General features: G+C 72.2%; 16 protein-coding genes. 5 read left to right on the top strand and 11 right to left on the bottom strand.

The window, feature by feature from the left end:
* Positions 1–28: 28 nt before the first annotated feature.
* Positions 29–802, bottom strand: a complete 774-nt coding sequence (locus ABZS97_RS21445; RefSeq protein ID WP_356139879.1) for a lysophospholipid acyltransferase family protein — start codon at positions 800–802, stop codon at positions 29–31.
* Positions 803–999: 197 nt separating this feature from the next.
* On the opposite strand from ABZS97_RS21445, the gene ABZS97_RS21440 reads away from it, so the two are divergent.
* Together ABZS97_RS21440 and ABZS97_RS21435 are read left to right on the top strand one after the other, a co-directional pair.
* A complete protein-coding gene (locus ABZS97_RS21440; protein WP_356139878.1) occupies positions 1,000–1,779 on the top strand; it encodes an alpha/beta fold hydrolase in 780 nt (259 codons plus the stop codon).
* Positions 1,772–2,398 carry a hypothetical protein gene (locus tag ABZS97_RS21435; RefSeq protein WP_356139877.1) on the top strand — a complete coding sequence of 209 codons (627 nt, stop codon included), beginning with the start codon at positions 1,772–1,774 and terminating at the stop codon, positions 2,396–2,398. The genes ABZS97_RS21440 and ABZS97_RS21435 overlap by 8 nt, the downstream gene beginning before the upstream one ends.
* A gap of 216 nt (positions 2,399–2,614) precedes the next feature.
* Here the strand turns inward: ABZS97_RS21435 and ABZS97_RS21430 are convergent, their stop codons facing one another.
* The 6 genes from ABZS97_RS21430 to ABZS97_RS21405 form a co-directional block, all read right to left on the bottom strand.
* Entirely contained in the window at positions 2,615–3,382 is a 768-nt protein-coding gene (locus tag ABZS97_RS21430; protein ID WP_356139876.1) for an endonuclease/exonuclease/phosphatase family protein, read from the bottom strand.
* 101 nt (positions 3,383–3,483) lie between these two features.
* Entirely contained in the window at positions 3,484–4,437 is a 954-nt protein-coding gene (locus ABZS97_RS21425; RefSeq protein WP_356139875.1) for an ROK family glucokinase, read from the bottom strand.
* Between the two features lie 54 nt (positions 4,438–4,491).
* The gene (locus ABZS97_RS21420; RefSeq protein WP_356139874.1) at positions 4,492–4,962 is read right to left on the bottom strand and encodes a DUF5304 domain-containing protein; all 471 of its coding nucleotides are present in this window, start codon (positions 4,960–4,962) and stop codon (positions 4,492–4,494) included.
* A gap of 57 nt (positions 4,963–5,019) precedes the next feature.
* On the bottom strand, positions 5,020–6,195 hold the full coding sequence (locus ABZS97_RS21415; protein ID WP_356139873.1) for an ArsA-related P-loop ATPase: 1,176 nt from the start codon (positions 6,193–6,195) through the stop codon (positions 5,020–5,022).
* 133 nt (positions 6,196–6,328) lie between these two features.
* A complete protein-coding gene (locus ABZS97_RS21410) occupies positions 6,329–6,769 on the bottom strand; it encodes an SRPBCC family protein (protein WP_356139872.1) in 441 nt (146 codons plus the stop codon).
* Positions 6,770–6,892: 123 nt separating this feature from the next.
* The gene (locus tag ABZS97_RS21405; RefSeq protein ID WP_356139911.1) at positions 6,893–7,648 is read right to left on the bottom strand and encodes a metallophosphoesterase; all 756 of its coding nucleotides are present in this window, start codon (positions 7,646–7,648) and stop codon (positions 6,893–6,895) included.
* Between the two features lie 338 nt (positions 7,649–7,986).
* Here ABZS97_RS21405 and ABZS97_RS21400 point away from each other — a divergent pair, with 338 nt between their 5' ends.
* On the top strand, positions 7,987–9,783 hold the full coding sequence (locus ABZS97_RS21400; protein WP_356139871.1) for an AMP-dependent synthetase/ligase: 1,797 nt from the start codon (positions 7,987–7,989) through the stop codon (positions 9,781–9,783).
* Between the two features lie 122 nt (positions 9,784–9,905).
* On the opposite strand, the gene ABZS97_RS21395 is transcribed toward ABZS97_RS21400, so the two are convergent.
* On the bottom strand, positions 9,906–11,048 hold the full coding sequence (locus ABZS97_RS21395; protein WP_356139870.1) for a glycosyltransferase family 4 protein: 1,143 nt from the start codon (positions 11,046–11,048) through the stop codon (positions 9,906–9,908).
* Between the two features lie 139 nt (positions 11,049–11,187).
* Between ABZS97_RS21395 and ABZS97_RS21390 the strand changes: the two genes are divergently transcribed.
* Positions 11,188–12,420, top strand: a complete 1,233-nt coding sequence (locus ABZS97_RS21390) for a glycosyltransferase 87 family protein (RefSeq protein ID WP_356139869.1) — start codon at positions 11,188–11,190, stop codon at positions 12,418–12,420.
* On the opposite strand, the gene ABZS97_RS21385 is transcribed toward ABZS97_RS21390, so the two are convergent.
* Positions 12,381–13,709 carry an MATE family efflux transporter gene (locus tag ABZS97_RS21385; protein ID WP_356139868.1) on the bottom strand — a complete coding sequence of 443 codons (1,329 nt, stop codon included), beginning with the start codon at positions 13,707–13,709 and terminating at the stop codon, positions 12,381–12,383. The genes ABZS97_RS21390 and ABZS97_RS21385 overlap by 40 nt on opposite strands.
* 101 nt (positions 13,710–13,810) lie before the next feature.
* On the opposite strand from ABZS97_RS21385, the gene ABZS97_RS21380 reads away from it, so the two are divergent.
* The gene (locus ABZS97_RS21380; protein ID WP_356139867.1) at positions 13,811–14,341 is read left to right on the top strand and encodes a PadR family transcriptional regulator; all 531 of its coding nucleotides are present in this window, start codon (positions 13,811–13,813) and stop codon (positions 14,339–14,341) included.
* Here the strand turns inward: ABZS97_RS21380 and ABZS97_RS21375 are convergent.
* Both ABZS97_RS21375 and ABZS97_RS21370 read right to left on the bottom strand, forming a co-directional pair.
* Positions 14,329–15,525 carry a hypothetical protein gene (locus ABZS97_RS21375; protein ID WP_356139866.1) on the bottom strand — a complete coding sequence of 399 codons (1,197 nt, stop codon included), beginning with the start codon at positions 15,523–15,525 and terminating at the stop codon, positions 14,329–14,331. The two genes, ABZS97_RS21380 and ABZS97_RS21375, sit on opposite strands and share 13 nt — an antisense overlap.
* 34 nt (positions 15,526–15,559) lie before the next feature.
* On the bottom strand, positions 15,560–16,582 hold the full coding sequence (locus ABZS97_RS21370; protein ID WP_356139910.1) for an NlpC/P60 family protein: 1,023 nt from the start codon (positions 16,580–16,582) through the stop codon (positions 15,560–15,562).
* Between the last annotated feature and the right edge of the window lie 29 nt (positions 16,583–16,611).

The following is a 16,611-nucleotide window of genomic DNA, read 5'->3' as shown; positions in this document are numbered from 1 at the left end:
TGCTCTCCCCCCACCTCGACGAACGCGTCTAGGAGCCGGAGCGTTCCTGCTCCGGCTCCGGCTGTGCTCCCTGCTGCGCTTCCTGCTGTGCTTCTTTCTGGGCTTCCTTCTGTGCCTGCTTCTCCGCCTTCGCCGCTTCGGAGATCTGCCGCTTGGCGGCCGTCGCGTAGATGTCGACGTACTCCTGGCCGGAGAGCTTCATGATCTCGTACATGACCTCGTCGGTCACCGCGCGCAGGACGAACCGGTCGTGCTCCATGCCGTTGTAGCGGCTGAAGTCGAGCGGCTTGCCGATGCGGATGCCCGGGCGCATCAGCTTGGGCATCACCTTGCCGGGCGGCTGGATCTTCTCCGTGTCGATCATGGCGACCGGGATGACGGGCGCGCCGGTGGCGAGCGCCACGCGCGCGAGGCCGCCGGGCTTGCCGCGGTAGAGACGGCCGTCGGGCGAGCGCGTGCCCTCGGGGTAGATGCCGAACAGCTCGCCGCGCTCGATGACATCGATGCCGCTCTTGATGGCCGCCTCGCCCGCGCCGCGCGCGCCGGAGCGGTCCACCGGGAGCTGGCCGACGCCCTTGAAGAAGGCGGCGGTCATCCGGCCCTTGAGCCCGGGCGTCGTGAAGTACTCCGCCTTCGCGATGAAGGTCACCTTGCGATCGAGGACCGCGGGCAGGAAGAAGGAGTCCGAGAACGAGAGGTGGTTGCTGGCCAGGATGGCGGGGCCCTCGGCGGGAATGTTCTCGAGGCCTTCCACCCAGGGCCTGAAGGCGAGCTTCAGCGGCCCCCCGATGGAAAACTTCATTGCGCCGTAGATCAACCCACTGCCTTCCTGTATCTGTGGATCAGACCTTAACCCGGAGCGCTGTCAAAGGCCCCGACGCCCCTGGCCGGTGTCAGCGACGACCCTGGTCGGTGTCAGTGCGGTCGCGTACGGTGAAGTACTTGCAATCGACCTGACGATTCGACCTGCCGATTCGACCTGATGAACAGGAGACCGAGGTGCCGGTCCTTCCTGGAGCCGAGCCGTTCCGCCACGAGGGCGGAGAGGTCGGCGTCCTCCTCTGCCACGGCTTCACCGGTTCCCCGCAGTCCATGCGCCCCTGGGCGGAGTACCTCGCCGAGCGCGGCCTCACCGTCGCGCTGCCCCTGCTGCCCGGGCACGGCACCCGCTGGGAGGACATGCAGCTCACCGGCTGGCAGGACTGGTACGCGGAGGTGGACCGCGAGCTGCGCGTACTGCGCGAGCGGTGCGCCCAGGTCTTCGTCTTCGGCCTCTCCATGGGCGGCGCGCTGGCGCTGCGGCTGGCCGCCAGGCACGGTGAAGAGGTGAGCGGCGTCGTGGTCGTCAATCCGGGGAACAAGGTGCACGGCCTCGCCGCGTACGCCCTTCCGGTGGCCCGCCACTTCGTCCGTACGGCGCCGGGGATCGCCAGCGACATCGCGAAGGAGGGCGGCCTGGAGATCGGGTACGACAAGGTGCCGCTGCACGCGGCCCACTCGCTGCGCCGCTTCTTCCAGGTGGTCGACCGCGAGCTGCCACAGGTCACGCAGCCGATGCTGCTGCTGCGCAGCCCGCAGGACCATGTCGTGCCGCCCGCCGACTCCGCGCGCGTCCTGAGCCGGGTGTCCTCGACGGACGTCACGGAGATCCTGCTGGAACAGAGCTACCACGTCGCGACGTTGGACCACGATGCGGACCGGATCTTCGAGGAGAGCTACGCGTTCATCGGCCGGCTCGCGCCCAGTGTCGGCAAGGAAGGGACGGCCACCGGTGGCTGAGCACGAGGCGGAGCGCGGCGAGCCCGATGAGAAGGGCGTGCCCGTCGGCGAGCCTCTCGGCGACGAGCAGAGCGTGCCGTTCGACGAGGACGCCGCCTGGCAGGCGATCGTCGAGGGGTACGGCGAGGAGCCGAAGGACCCGCCCGGTGCGAAGCCGTTCAAGTCGGTCGAGGACCTGGCGCTCCTGGAGCCCGAGACGAACGACAGCGGCGACGGCGAGGACACCGCCGGACCGCTGAAGGACAAGGGCGGCGACAAGCCCGCCGCGGCCCAGCCCCTCGGCAGCTCCGTAGCGTTCGCGCCCGGCGTGGGCGGCCCGCGCGACTACCAGTCGCCGGAGCCCTCCGAGGAGGACTTCGACGACGAGGACGAGGGCCACTTCGTCCCGCCGGAGCCGCCTCCGCTGCCCGCCGCCGACGCCACCGCCAAGTTCGCCTGGCTCGCCGTGATCGGCGGGCCGCTCCTGCTGCTCCTGGCGGTCCTGCTCAGCTGGGACATGACCTGGTGGCTGGCCACCGTGGGCATCGGCGGCTTCCTGGGCGGCTTCGCGACCCTGGTGATGCGCATGAAGGGCGACGACGAGGGCGAGGACGACCCCGGACGCGGCGCGGTGGTCTGAGCACCGCCCAGGACGCCGGGCCACAGAGAGTCGGCCGGGACAGGTCGGAGATCAGACGGCCGGCACTCTCAGCGCGGCCAGCACCGGCAGATGGTCCGTCGCCGCCTTCAGGGCAGTACCTCTCAACACCGCCCTCGCACTGCTCGGCCCCGAAGGGCCTCACAGGCTTCGAACGGCTGCGCCGGACTCCGTCCGGCCGGCCGGACAAGTCGGGGCTCAGGCCGCCGGCACTCTCAGCGCGGCCAGCACCGGCAGATGGTCCGTGGCCGCCTTCAGGTCTTCCTCCGTCACCCCGGGCAGCCCGTGCGGGACCCCGCAGCCCAGGATCTCGACGCCCTCGGTGGCGAGGATCGCGTCGATGCGCTGGTAGGGGTTGCCGGGCGTCCAGGTGTGCTCGCCGCCCCAGGGCGCGGCCGGCCGGCAGTCCGTCAGGGCTGTAGCGAGGCGCTTGAAGGTGCGGCCGTCGGGTCGTTCGTTGAGGTCGCCGCCCGCGACGGCGTACGGCGTGCCGAGGCCGGCCAGCCGGTCCAGGAGCATGCCGCCCTGCTCGTACCGCTCGTCCTCGCGCAGCGAGAGATGACAGCTCAGTACGCCGAGCCGGGCGCCGCCGAAGCGTACGACGGCGGTGGCGAAGCCGCGCCGGTGCTCGCCGAGAGTGAGGGGCAGCAGCACGTCCTCGGTGCGCTCCACCGTCGCCCGCAGCGAGCACAGCAACGCCGGTCCGGCGGCGGTGGCGCCGCCCGACAGGATGACCTGCCCGGACGCGGCCGCGAGCCGGGCCAGTTTCTTGCGCCAGCGGAAGAAGCGCGGGGCCTCCTGGACGAGGACGAGGTCGGGCTCGCAGGCGGTGATCACCCGGGCGAGCGCGTCGGTGTCGTCGCGCATCGAGCGGATGTTGTAGCTGAGCACCCTGATCACGGCCGAACCGTCGGGCTCGGTGCGGGAGTTGGGCAGCGGACTGGCGGCAGCTGGGCTGGTCGGCATGACGATCAACATACGCGTGCCGGGGCCCCGCGTCCGCACACGACGGCGCCCGCCGCACCCCTTGCGGGGGGCGACGGGCGCCGTCGTCGAGTGAGCGTGCGTCACATGATCGGGTCGGGCTCCCGGGCCAGGTCCGCCGCACCGACAAGGCCCGCCTTGTTGCCCAGCTGGGCGGCGATGACGTCGGCCACCGGGCGCCAGTTGCCGCCCACCAGCCAGCGCTTGTACGACTTGCGGATCGGGTCCAGGACCAGCTCTCCCTCGTCCGAGAGGCCGCCGCCGACGATGAAGGCGGACGGGTCGAAGAGCGAGGCCAGGTCGGCGAGGCCCGCGCCGGCCCAGCGGGCCAGCTCGCGGTAGGAGTCCACCGCGACCGGGTCGCCCTGCCGCGCGGCCATCGAGATGTGCTTGCCCTCGATGCCGTCGGGGGAGCCGTCGCCGAGGCCGAGCAGGACCTCCGCGTTCTCGGGGGTGGCGTTGGCGCGCTGCTTCGCGTAGCGCACGAGGGCGCGGCCGGAGGCGTACTGCTCCCAGCAGCCCTGCGAGCCGCAGCCGCACAGCAGCCCGTCCGGCACCATGCGGATGTGGCCGAACTCGGCGGCGACGCCGAAGTGCCCGCGGCGCAGCTTGTTGCCGATGATGATGCCGCCGCCGAGGCCCGTGCCCAGGGTGATGCAGATGACGTTGCGGTGGCCCTTGCCGGCACCGAACTTGTACTCACCCCATGCGGCCGCGTTGGCGTCGTTCTCGACGACGACCGGCAGGCCGACGCGCGCCTCGACCTCGGTCTTCAGCGGCTCCTGCCGCCAGTCGATGTTCGGCGCGAAGTAGACCGTCGAGCGCTGGCGGTTCACATATCCTGCGGCACCGATGCCCACGCCGACGATGTCGTGGCCGGCACGCGCTCCCTCGACGGCCGAGGCAATGGCGTCCACGATGGCCTGCGGCGTGCTGGGAGTCGGCACCTTGTGGGTCGAGAGGATGTTGCCTTCCTCGTCGACCACACCGGCCGCGATCTTCGTGCCGCCGATATCGACGCCGATGGTGAGTCCCATGAATCCCTCAGTTTCGGTCGAGCCCCGCTACGGCCAACCGTACCCGAGGGGGCTCTAGTCCAAGTCGATCCGTTCCCCCGGGCCGGGGTCCTCGTCACCGGGTCCGGTGTCCCGGGTCGTCCAGCGCCGCTCCTGGGCCTCGACCGCCGAGCGGTATGCGGCGAGCAGCTCGGATCCGGCGGTCGCGAGGTGGTCGAAGACGTCGGGGTTGCGTTCGATGACGGGTTCGACGGCGGCCTTGGCCTGCTGCACGACCTGGTTGACGACCTGCTGCGCCGCTCCCCCGGCCACCGAGCCGAACAGCGGCGACTGCAGTCCGGAGAGCTTGTCGGCGACGGCGTCGACGAGCTTGCGCAGCTCCTCGGCGGCCGATCCCGGCGGCGGCCCGTACTGGGTGCGGCGGCGGGCCTTCTCCGCCGCGAGGTCCTCGGCACACGCCTTCGCCCAGGCGTCGGCGTCGCTCGCCCTCACCTCGTCGTCGGCCGCCTCCTGAGCGGCGTCATACGGGGGGCGCTCTTCGCTCATGGCGGACTCCTGCCTACGGTGCTTGCTTCCGACGTTACCCGAACGGGGGTACGCGATTCACCGTGTCCGCGGCCACAGCTGCGGATCGGGCGCGAACCGGATCCGCAGCTCGCCCTCGCGCAGGGCCGCGCCGTCCACGGTGCAGCGGCGCAGGGCGGACGGGAGCGGCACGATACGGCGGAACCGGCCCGCGGTGACGAGGAGTTCGTCGCCGCGCCGGATCAGGTCCAGTTCCTCGCGTATCGCGCCGGGCAGCGGGATGTGCCAGACCAGGACCCCGTCGTCGGCGAGGCGGTCGGCGACGGGCCATTCGACGCGGGCCGGTGCCGTGCCGACCCCGGGCACGTCGAGGACGGCGAGGTCGTCGGCGCCGCGCGGGTCGCGCCCCAGATGGGCGGTCTCGTGCAGGTCGTGCGTCTGTCCCCACTCCTCCAGCGCCTTGCGCTGCTGGGCGGCGAGAGCGGCCAGCCAGGTGTCCTCGGTGGCGGCGGGCAGGACCCGGTTGGCGACCAGGACGTCGACGCGCAGCCCGCGCAGCGCGAAGCCGGTGGTGGCCTCGCGTACCGCGTCGGTGCCTGCCGGGCCGGGCTCGGCGACCAGCCGTACCGTCGTGGTCCGGTCCTGGACGACGGCCTCCACTGCGGCCAGCTCGACGTCCCAGCGCGCGGCCGTCTCGTACAGCCACTCCGCGGGCATCGGGACGCCCGCGAGCCGGCCGAGCACGGGGCGCAGGGCGCGGGCCGCCTGGCGCTCCGGCGGGAGCAGGCGGCGCAGGTAGCGGCGGAGTTCCTCGGGCAGGGCGAGCAGGGCGAGGGACTCCGGGGCGGGGGGAAGGTCCACGACCACGAGGTCGTACGTCCCGGCCGGCGCCGTCGCCGCGTCGCGCAGGGCGCGCAGCAGGGCGAGTTCCTCGGCGCCGGGGAGCGGGGTGAGTTCCTCGGCGTCCAGACGGGAGGCGCCGAGCAGGTCCAGGGCGGTGGTCGCGCGCTCCTGGAAGGCGGTGAGGTCGGCGCGGAACCGGTCGGCCGCGTCGGGGCGCCAGGCAGTGAGCAGGGGCGCCGCCTCGATCGGGGCCGTGCCCGTGGGTACGCCCAGGGCGGCGCCCAGGGTGTCCGTGCGGTCGGCGCTGAGCACCAGGGTGCGGGTGCCCTGGCGGGCGGCGTTCAGCGCGGTGGCCGCGGCGACGGTGGTACGGCCGGAGCCGCCGGGGCCTGTGATCAGGAGGGTGCGCATGGGATTGAACGGTACCCGTGGGTGGGGGGAGGTTTTTTCGCCCCCTCCGCCCCCACCCTTCCCGTTGTCGTGGAGGCTGCGCCCCCTTGCCTCCTGCGTCGCGCTTCGCGCTCGTCCTCAAACGCCGGACGGGCTAAGAACCCGACTCGACCCGCTTCTTCAGGCCCGCCAGCGCCCGGTCGATGATGACCTTCTCCGCCTTGCGCTTGATCATGCCGAGCATGGGGATCTTGACGTCGACCGTGAGGCGGTAGGTGACCTCGGTGGCTCCGGCACCCGCGGGCTTGAGGGTGTACGAGCCGTCCAGGGAGCGGAGCATCTGGGACTTGACGAGGGTCCAGGAGACCTCGTTCTCGCCGGTCCAGGTGTAGCCGAGGGTCTGGTCGTCCTTGATGGCCCCCGCGTCCATGACGAGGCGCACCTGCTCGGCGCGGCCCCGCTCGTCCGTGGCGAGCACCTCGGCCTCCTTCACCTCTCCCGTCCAGTCCGGGTAGCGGGCGAAGTCGGCGATCACCGCCATGACGTCAGTCGGTGCCGCCTCGATCGTGATGCTCGAACTGGTGTGTTCCGCCATCGCGGTGGCTCCTCCAGATGCGGTCCGGTGAGGGAGGGTGGTGCGCACGTGTGTGCAGCGTGAAGGCTACCGCGCACAGCGACAGGCGCTGTCACCCCACCTGAGGTTCGCCTCCGCCGCCGCTCACCACTCCAGCACCCAGGGCCTGCCGGAACCCGCGAAGTGCCCCACATTCACGCATTCCGTCGCCCCGACCCGCATCCGTCGCGCCAGCGGCTGGTGGACGTGGCCGAAGAGCGCGTACCGGGGACGGGTGCGGCGGATCGCGTCCAGCAGGGCGCGGCTGCCGCGCTCGAAGCGCCGCGCCACCGTGTCGTAGACCAGCTCCGGCACCTCCGGCGGAATGTGCGTGCAGAGCACGTCGACCTCGCCGATCGCCTCGATCTTCGCCGCGTACTCCTCGTCACTGATCTCGTACGGGGTGCGCATCGGGGTGCGCAGGCCCCCGCCGACGAAGCCGAAGGTACGGCCGCCGATCTCCACCCGCTCGCCGTCCAGCACGGTCGTGCCGGGTCCGGCGTACTCCGGCCACAGCATCGGCATGTCGACATTGCCGTACGTGGCGTACGTCGGCGTCGGGAACGCGGCGAACATCTCGGCGTACTGCTTGCGCACCGCCTTCTCGATGGCGGCGGCGCGGTCGCCCCCGATGCCGGACCACAGCCGGGCCCCGAACTCCCGGGCCTCCTCGTAGCGGCGGGCGGTGCGCAGTTCGACGATCCGGTCGGCGTTCTCGGCGCCGAACAGGTCGGGGAAGATGCCGCGCGAGTGGTCGGCGTAGTCGAGGAAGAGGACCAGGTCACCCAGGCAGATCAGGGCGTCCGCACCCTCGCCGGCTCGGGCCAGGTCACGCACGTTGCCGTGCACGTCACTGACCACATGGATGCGTGTCCTCGGATTTCCGGCCGGTGTGGGTGCCATGACGATCAAGCGTAGGCGTGTGGGGCAAACGTGAACAGTGGCGTTCGGACCTGCGGTTACTGGCCAGTCAGGAAAGGGCTGGACTACTCTGCGCTAAGGAACACCCCCACGTGTGACGCAGGGAACATCTCGCCGGGACCCCCTATCGGAACCGGCGTACCGGTGGGTAACGTCCGGGCAGTCCAGTCGTACTCAGGAATTCAACAATGATTCTTCTGGGTACCTGCCCGAGCCTTGGACCGCACCGTCGCATCACACAGAGTCGTGGCGCCGGCGCCCTATGAGGAGCAGCAGTCTTGCGCGAGTTCAGCCTTCCGGCTTTGTACGAGGTCCCTGCGGACGGAAACCTGACCGACATCGTCCGCAGAAATGCCGCGCAGCATCCTGACGCAGCGGTCATGGCCCGCAAGGTGAGCGGCGTGTGGCAGGACGTGACGGCCACGGTGTTCCTCGCCGAGGTGCACGCGGCGGCCAAGGGGCTCATCGCCTCCGGCATCCAGCCCGGCGACCGGGTCGGCCTGATGTCCCGTACGCGCTACGAGTGGACGCTGCTCGACTTCGCGATCTGGAGCGCGGGCGCAATCACCGTGCCGGTGTACGAGACCAGCTCGCCCGAGCAGGTGGAGTGGATCCTCAGCGACTCGGGCGCGACCGCCTGCATCGTCGAGCTGGACACGCACACCGCCACCGTCGAGTCGGTGCGCGACCGGCTGCCCGCCCTCAAGCACGTCTGGCAGATCGACGGCGGCGGCGTCGAGGAGCTGGGCCGCGCGGGCAAGGGCGTCAGCGAGGAGACGGTCGAGGAGCGCAGCTCGATCGCCAAGGCGGACGACCCGGCGACCATCGTCTACACGAGCGGCACCACCGGCCGCCCCAAGGGCTGTGTGCTCACCCACCGCAGCTTCTTCGCCGAGTGCGGCAACGTCGTCGAGCGCCTGCGCCCGCTCTTCCGCACGGGCGAGTGCTCCGTCCTGCTCTTCCTCCCCCTCGCACACGTCTTCGGGCGGCTCGTGCAGATCGCGCCGATGATGGCGCCGATCAAGCTGGGCACCGTCCCGGACATCAAGAACCTCACGGACGAGCTGGCCTCGTTCCGGCCGACGCTGATCCTCGGTGTGCCGCGCGTCTTCGAGAAGGTCTACAACTCGGCGCGCGCCAAGGCGCAGGCGGACGGCAAGGGCAAGATCTTCGACAAGGCCGCGGACACGGCGATCGCCTACAGCAAGGCGCTGGACGCCCCCTCGGGTCCGTCGCTCGGCCTGAAGATCAAGCACAAGACGTTCGACAAGCTCGTCTACAGCAAGCTGCGCGCGGTGCTCGGCGGCAAGGGCGAGTACGCGATCTCCGGCGGCGCGCCGCTCGGCGAGCGCCTCGGCCACTTCTTCCGCGGCATCGGCTTCACGGTCCTGGAGGGCTACGGCCTGACCGAGTCCTGTGCGGCGACCGCGTTCAACCCCTGGGACCGCACGAAGATCGGCACGGTCGGCCAGCCGCTGCCCGGCTCGGTCGTGCGGATCGCCGACGACGGCGAGGTGCTGCTGCACGGCGAGCACCTGTTCCAGGGCTACTGGAACAACGAGGCGGCGACCGCCGAGGCGCTGGCCGACGGCTGGTTCCACACCGGTGACATCGGCACCCTCGACGAGGACGGCTACCTGCGCATCACCGGCCGCAAGAAGGAGATCATCGTCACCGCGGGCGGCAAGAACGTCGCCCCGGCCGTGATCGAGGACCGCATCCGCGCGCACGCGCTGGTCGCGGAGTGCATGGTGGTGGGCGACGGGCGGCCGTTCGTGGGCGCGCTGGTCACCATCGACGAGGAGTTCCTGGGCCGTTGGGCCGCGGAGCACGGCAAACCGGCCGACTCCACCGCGGTGTCGCTGCGCGACGACGCCGATCTCCTCGCCACGATCCAGTCCGCCATCGACGACGGCAACGCGGCGGTGTCGAAGGCCGAGTCGGTGCGCAAGTTCCGTGTCCTCGGCGCCCAGTTCAGCGAGGAGTCGGGGCACCTCACGCCGTCGCTGAAGCTCAAGCGCAACGTGGTCGCGAAGGACTACGCGGACGAGATCGAGGCGCTCTACCAGAAGTAGGCGGGCTGTTGGTGCTGTTGGATCAGGGCGCGGGGCCTCGGTGAGCGAGGACCCGAGCCCTGCCCTCTCCCCCTGCATCGCGCTGACGCGCTCGTTCTCAAACGCCGGACGGGCCGAAATGCCTACAGCAGCGTCTTCAGGCTCTCCGCCAGCAGGTCCCAGCGCCACTTCTCCTCGACCCACTCGCGCCCCCGCTCGCCCATGCGGCGGCGCAGTTCGGGGTCGCCCAGCAGCGTGACGATGCGGTCGGCGGCCTCCTCCGGGGAGCCGCCGCGCACGACCCAGCCGGTCTCGCCGTCGAGCACCGCGTCGGGCGCGCCGCCCGAGTCGCCGGCGACCACGGGCAGTCCGGTGGCGGACGCCTCCAGGTACACGATCCCGAGCCCCTCGACGTCGAGCCCGCCCCGGCGGGTGCGGCACGGCATGGCGAAGACGTCCCCCGCGCCGTAGTGGGCGGGCAGCTCGCTCCAGGGCACAGCGCCGGTGAAGCGCACCGCGCCCGCCACCCCGGTCTCCCGGGCGAGCCTGCGCAGCTCCTTCTCGTACGGGCCGCCGCCGACGATCAGCAGGACCGCCTCCGGCTCCCTGGCGAGGATGCGCGGCATGGCGAGGATCAGCGTGTCCTGCCCCTTGCGCGGGACCAGCCGTGAGACGCAGACGACGACGGGCCGGTCGGTGAGCCCGAGCCGCGCCCGGATCTCGTCGCCGCCCGATCCGGGGTGGAAGGTCTTCTCGTCGACGCCGGGCGGCAGTTGGACCATCCGGGAGGCGGCCGCCGGCGTCAGCGCGGAGGAGATGCGCGAGCGCGTGTACTCGCCGAGATAGGTGATCGTGTCCGTGGACTCGCCGATCCTGCGCAGCAGCCCGCGCGCCGCCGGGAGCTGCGCCCAGCCGGCCTCGTGGCCGTGCGTGGTGGCGACGAGCCGCTCGGCGCCCGCCCGGCGCAGCGCGGGCGCCATCAGCCCGAGCGGGGCGGCCGCTCCGAACCACACCGACGTGCAGCCGTGTTCGCGCAGCAGACCGGCGGCCTGCCGGGTCGCCGCGGGTGTCGGCAGCAGCATGGTCGTGCGGTCCCGTACGACAGGGAAGGGCTGCTCTGCGTCGAAGGCTGCCGTCGCCTCGGCGCCCTCACGGCCCCGCTTCCACGTGGAGGCGTAGACGACGAGCCGCTCGGGGTCCAGGCGCAGCGCCATGTTGTGCAGGAACGCCTGGATGCCGCCCGGCCGGGGCGGGAAGTCGTTGGTCACGATCAGGGTCTTGTGCATCGCGCCCGACCCTACCGAACCCGTCCCCGGACGCACTCACAGCTCCGTACGGCCGCGCTTCATGGCTCTCGCACAGCACGGCACGCCATCATGACTCAGCGAAATCCACAAGATCGACGCAAACAAGGGTCAGGTGGTCATGACGGGCGCAAGGGGGACAAGGCTCCCGTACGGGCTGCCGGCGGTCTGGGGCCTGACCAGGCTGGCGCTGCTGCTCTTCGTCTTCAAGGTGTTCCTCTTCCCCGGCCCGGACGTCACCACCGATGTGTCGGTGATCTACCAGGGCTGGTACGACGTCCTGCGCACCGGCACCTTCCCGCTCGACGACGTCACCTGGCAGTACCCGCCCGCCGCCGCGCTCGCGATCCTCTCCCCCGCACTGCTGCCCTTCCTCGACTACGCCTCGGCGTTCTTCGTCCTCGCCTTCCTCGCGGACCTGCTGGTCTTCTGTCTGCTGCAGTACGCGGGCCTGCGTCCGGGCAAGTCGCCGCGCGGCGCCTGGGTGTGGGTGGTGGGCGTCCCGCTGCTCGGCCCGACCGTGTACGCCCGCTACGACGTGATGGTGACGGCGGTGGCGGTGGCCGCACTGCTGGCCGGCGCGCGCCACCCGCGGGTGATGGGGGCGCTGGCGGGCCTCGGCGCGCTGCTGAAGGTGTGGCCGGTGCTGCTGCTGGTGGGGGTGCGCAAAGGGGCGGCGTGGGCCTCGGCCGCGGTGACCGTCGCCGTGACGGCGGTGCTGTTCACGGCGGCGATGCCCGGCGCCTTCGCCTTTCTGACCTTCCAGCGCGAGCGGGGCACCGAGGTGGAGTCGCTCGGCTCCCTCGTCTTCCATGTCGCCCGGCACTTCGGCTGGGACGGCGAGGTGGTGCTGAACTACGGCTCCGTGGAGTTCGTCGGGAAGTACGTCGACGTGGTGAGCACGGCGGCGCTGGGGCTCACCGCGGTCGCCTTCGGCTGGCTGCTGCTGTGGCGGCTGAGCGCCAGGCACTTCCTGCCGCACACGCTCGCCGACGCCGCGTTCGTGGCGGTGCTGATGTTCACCGCGACCAGCCGGGTCATCAGCCCGCAGTACCTGGTGTGGCTGGTCGGGCTCGCGGCCGTCAGCCTGTGCTTCCGGGGCAGCCGGATGGCGCTGCCGGCCGGCCTGGTGGTGGCGGCGTGCCTGGTGACCGTGCTGGAGTTCCCCGTCTGGTTCGACCATGTGGTCCTCAGCGACGCGCTGGGCCTCACCCTGCTGTTCGCGCGCAACGGCCTGCTGGTCCTCGCCGCGCTGCTCGCCGCCCGGGAGCTGTGGCGGGGCACGGTGTCGCAGCCGGCCCCGACCGTGCCCGCTCAGGCCGCCCGCACCAAGGAGACACTCGCCTCGCCGTGATCCCGGGCGCGCCCGGCCCGCCGCAGGAGCACCGCGACCGCCGCGCACTGCACGGTCGTGGAGAGCGCCATGGCGAGGCAGATCCCGGGCAGGCCGAGCCCCGACAGGGCGTGGGCGAGCGGGAGTTGGACCGCCGTGCCGAGCAGGGTCACGCGCAGCAGGAGCGGCGCGCCGCCGCTTCCCTCGAACACCCCGCCGACCGCGATGAAGCAGGCCATCAGCAGCAGATAGGGGCCGATGCAGCGGAGCAGGAGCACGCCCTCGTGCGCGACGTCGGGTCCGGCGCCGAAGGCCCGCATGATCCAGGGGGCGAGGACGCAGAGCAGGGCCGCGGCGACAAGGCCCACGGCTCCCGACACGAGCACCGCCTGCCGTCCGACGGCGCCTCGTTCGTCGCGGCCCGCCCCGCGCAGGTGCGCGGTGTGGATCGAGGCGGCCTGCCGGACGGAGTAGAAGGCCATGGTCGCGATGTACATGACCTTGTAGGCGATGGAGTACGCCGCCACGGCGGTCACTCCGAGCCTGGCCACGATCGCGACCAGGACGAGCGCGCCGCCCTGGCGCACGGTGAAGTCGGCGGACATCGGCAGGCCGGTGCGCAGGGTCCGGCGCAGCGCGGCTCCGGTGCTCTCGGCGGGGCGGACGTCCGCCGCCGTGCGCAGCAGCGCGTTGCGGCGCAGCACGTACAGCCCGACGGCGAGGGCGGCGGCGCGGCACAGCACGGTGGAGGCGGCGGCGCCCCGGACGCCGTAGAGGTGGATGAGGAGCGGGTCGAGGCCCAGGATCAGTCCGTTGGCGAGCAGGGCCAGGCACATCGGGGTGCGGGTGTCGCCGGTGCCCTTGAGGATGCCGTCGACGAGTTGCTGGGCGAAGAAGACGGCGATGCCGGGCAGGGAGATCGCGAAGTACTGCACGGCGAGCGTCAGGGCGGGCCCCGCGCCGCCCAGGACCAGCCGTGCGAGGGGTTCGCGCAGGACCAGGCCGCCGACGGCGACCACGGGGGTGACCACCGCGAACAGGGCCCAGCCGCCGCGTACGGCCGACCGGAGGGCGCCGGGGTCCTCGGCCCCCCGGGCGTGCGCGACCAGCACGGTCGTCCCGGAGGCGAAGACCAGGGCGACCCCGAGCAGCACGTTCTCGGTGTTCGTCGCGACGGCCACGGCGGCGACGGCCGCGCCCCCGAGCCGCGAGACCCACACGGTGTTGATGATCCCGGCGGCGACGGAGGCGAGCAGGGAGAAGTAGACGGGATGGGCGAGTGCGACGAGCTGCTTTCGGTGGGTGTTCACGGAGCCCCCTCGATACGAGCTACATCGTTTAGAGGTAGCTCGATAAGAGGTATCATGCTGATACGACGCCCGCAAGCGCCCCGCGAGAAGGAGCTGATCCCGTGCTGGAACTGTCGATCCTCGGCTTTCTCCACGAAGAGCCCCTGCACGGCTACGAGTTGAAGGAGCGGATCAAGGCCCTCAGCGGCCACGTCCGCCCGGTGAGCGACGGCGCCCTCTACCCGGCCATCAACCGCCTGATCGCCGCGGGCAAGCTCGACGAACACGAGGAACCCGGCGCAGGCGCGGCCCCGCGCCGCATCCTGTCGCTCACCGAGGAGGGCCGCGAGGATCTCCTGGAGCGGCTGCGCCGGCCCAAGCAGGCCGAGATCACCGACCAGGTGCGCTTCAACACACTGCTGGCGTTCCTGCGCCATCTGCCCGACCCGGCCGAGCAGTCCGCGGTGCTCCGCCGCCGGCTGGACTTCCTGGAGACACCGGCCAGCTTCTTCTACCGCGACGGCAGCCCCGTAAGGGCGGAGGAGGCCGGCGACCTCTTCCGGCAGGGCATGCTGCGGGTCGCGCGCGCCACGGGCGAGGCCGAGCGGAAGTGGCTCGCGGAGGCCATCGGCCTGCTGGATCAGCCGAGTTGAGCCCGGAGATAGTCCCGCCACCGCGCGGTGAACTTCTCCGGCGTCGTCCCGAGCACGTCCCGCAGCGCGTCCTCGACCGCGCCCGGCCGCTTCCGGTGGCTGCCGACCGCGCGGTAGAAGTCGTTGAGGCGGACCTCGCCCCAGTGGTCCGCGATCAGCCTGCAGGCCATCCAGCCGCCCTCGTACGCCTTGGCCAGCTCCGTCGCGCTCCCGCTGAACCCGAAGGCCGCGTCGTCCGGCAGCCCGGCCGGCACCTGCCCGTCCAGCACGGCCCGCTGGAGCTCGGGCGCGGCCTGCGCCGCGGTGCGGCCGCTGCCCCGGTAGCCGACCCAGTCCGCGTACCCCTCGGAGAGCCACAGGGGCGTGGCGGCGGTGGTGCGGGCGCGGGTGGCGACGTGCGTGGTCTCGTGGGTGAGCACGACCTGCCGGCCGAAGTCACCGAGCACGCCGTACGCGTCCGGGTTGACGATGATCCGGTCCGCGGGCGCCTTCGCCGAACCGCCCGCCTCCCCCGTGGTGACCGCCGCGATCCCCCGGTACCCGGACGCGGACGCCCCGAGCAGCCCCGCCATGTCGTCCAGCGAGTCCGGTACGAGCACGACGTCGCGCCGCGCCCAGTCCGTGCCCCACGCGTCCGACACCGCGGGCACCGCGTGGTCCGCCAGGTCCGCGTAGCCGCGCAGCGCCTCCTGCGACTGCCCGACCCCCAGCACGAGGCTGTGCTTTCCCCGGGCGACCAGGACGTCCCCCTGGTCCCACAGCTGCTCGCCGGTCTTCTTCGCGGGCTCGTCGGACACGACGTACCAGCCACCGTCGTGGCGGGTCAGGGTCAGCGTGCGGGCCGCGGTGACGGGCGCGTGGTCGTAGCCGTCGATGCGGTAGCGCAGCTCCGTGTCCGCCGTCGCCCGGTCGCCCGAGCGGTGCACCCCGGTCAGCCGGTAGGACCAGGCCGCCAGCGGGACCCGGTCCAGGTTCCCGAACTCCTCGACCCCGGCGCCCTGTTGACCGGTGGCCCGGAACGCCGGCTCGTCCCGGTCGAGAACCGCCAGCGCCCGCCGGTCGAGCACCCGCCGCACATCCGCGGACACACTGTCCGAGCCCTGACCGCCTCCGCAGCCGACGAGCACGGCGAACAGCAGCACCAGGGAGAACCCCGCTCGCGACGTACGCCTTCGACCTGCCACCTTTCAGATCGTACGGCGCCTCACCCCCGTCCGGTCAGACGCGGGTGACCGACGAGACCGGCATCATCCCGACCGGGTCGTAGCGCACGGGCGCGCCCGGATAGGGGGCGTGGATCACCTGGCCGTTGCCCATGTACATCGCGATGTGGCTCGCGTCGTCGCGGTAGGCGATCAGGTCGCCGGGCTGCGCCTGGGAGAGCGGCACCTGCCGTCCGGCGTACCGCTGCGCCTGCGAGGTGCGCGGCAGCCCGACGCCCGCCTGCGCGTACGACCACTGCATCAGGCCCGAACAGTCGAAGCCGCCGGGGCCGTTGGCACCCCACACATACGGGCGGCCGAGGGCGGAGCGGGCCGCGGCGATGGCGGCCGCCGCGCGGTCCGAGGAGGGGGCGCCGGCGCCGAGGTCCGGCATGTCGGCGCGGGTCGAGCGGGAGGCCCGGTCGTAGGCGGCGCGTTCCGCGGACGGCAGCTGGTTGAGCAGCTGCCGCGCCTTGGCCAGCTTGCGTTCGACGGTCCGTTTGTGCCGGGTGACGGCCTTGCGGCTCTTCTCCAGGTCGGCGAGCTTGCCGGTGGCCTCCGCACGCTCCTGGGCGAGGTCGCGCATGGCGCTTTCGAGGTCCTTCAGTTCGCCGGCCTGGTGGACGGTGATGCGGTCGAGCGCGGCGGCCTTGTCGAGGTAGTCGTCCGGGTCGTCGGAGAAGAGCAGCGCGAGGGAGGGGTCGATGCCGCCGGAGCGGTACTGGGCCCCGGCGAGCGAACCGAGCGCGTCCCGCATGGTGTTGATGCGTTCCTGCTGCCGGGCGATCCGGTCCTGGGCCGTGGACACCTGCTCGCGCAGCGCGTCGGCGCGCTCGTCGGCCTTGTTGAACGCCTCGGTGGCCTTCTCGGCCTGCTCGTAGAGGCGGTCCACCTCGGCCCGGGTGTCGTCCTGCGGCGCGGCGCCGGCCGGTACGGCGCCGAGGGCCGCGGCCGCGGTGGCCGCGGCGGACAGCACGGCGACCCGGGCGCCCAGGCCCCGGCCCCCGGCGGTTGTGGCGAATCGGCGATGGGCCCCCACGACCGGGCGCACAGCCCTTCCCGGTCGTG

The sequence above is a fragment of the Streptomyces sp. NPDC005485 genome (genome assembly GCF_040606085.1).
GTDB lineage: Bacteria > Actinomycetota > Actinomycetes > Streptomycetales > Streptomycetaceae > Streptomyces.
The sequence above is the reverse complement of the archived record's forward strand: the minus strand, read 5'-3'. Positions and strand labels throughout refer to the sequence as shown.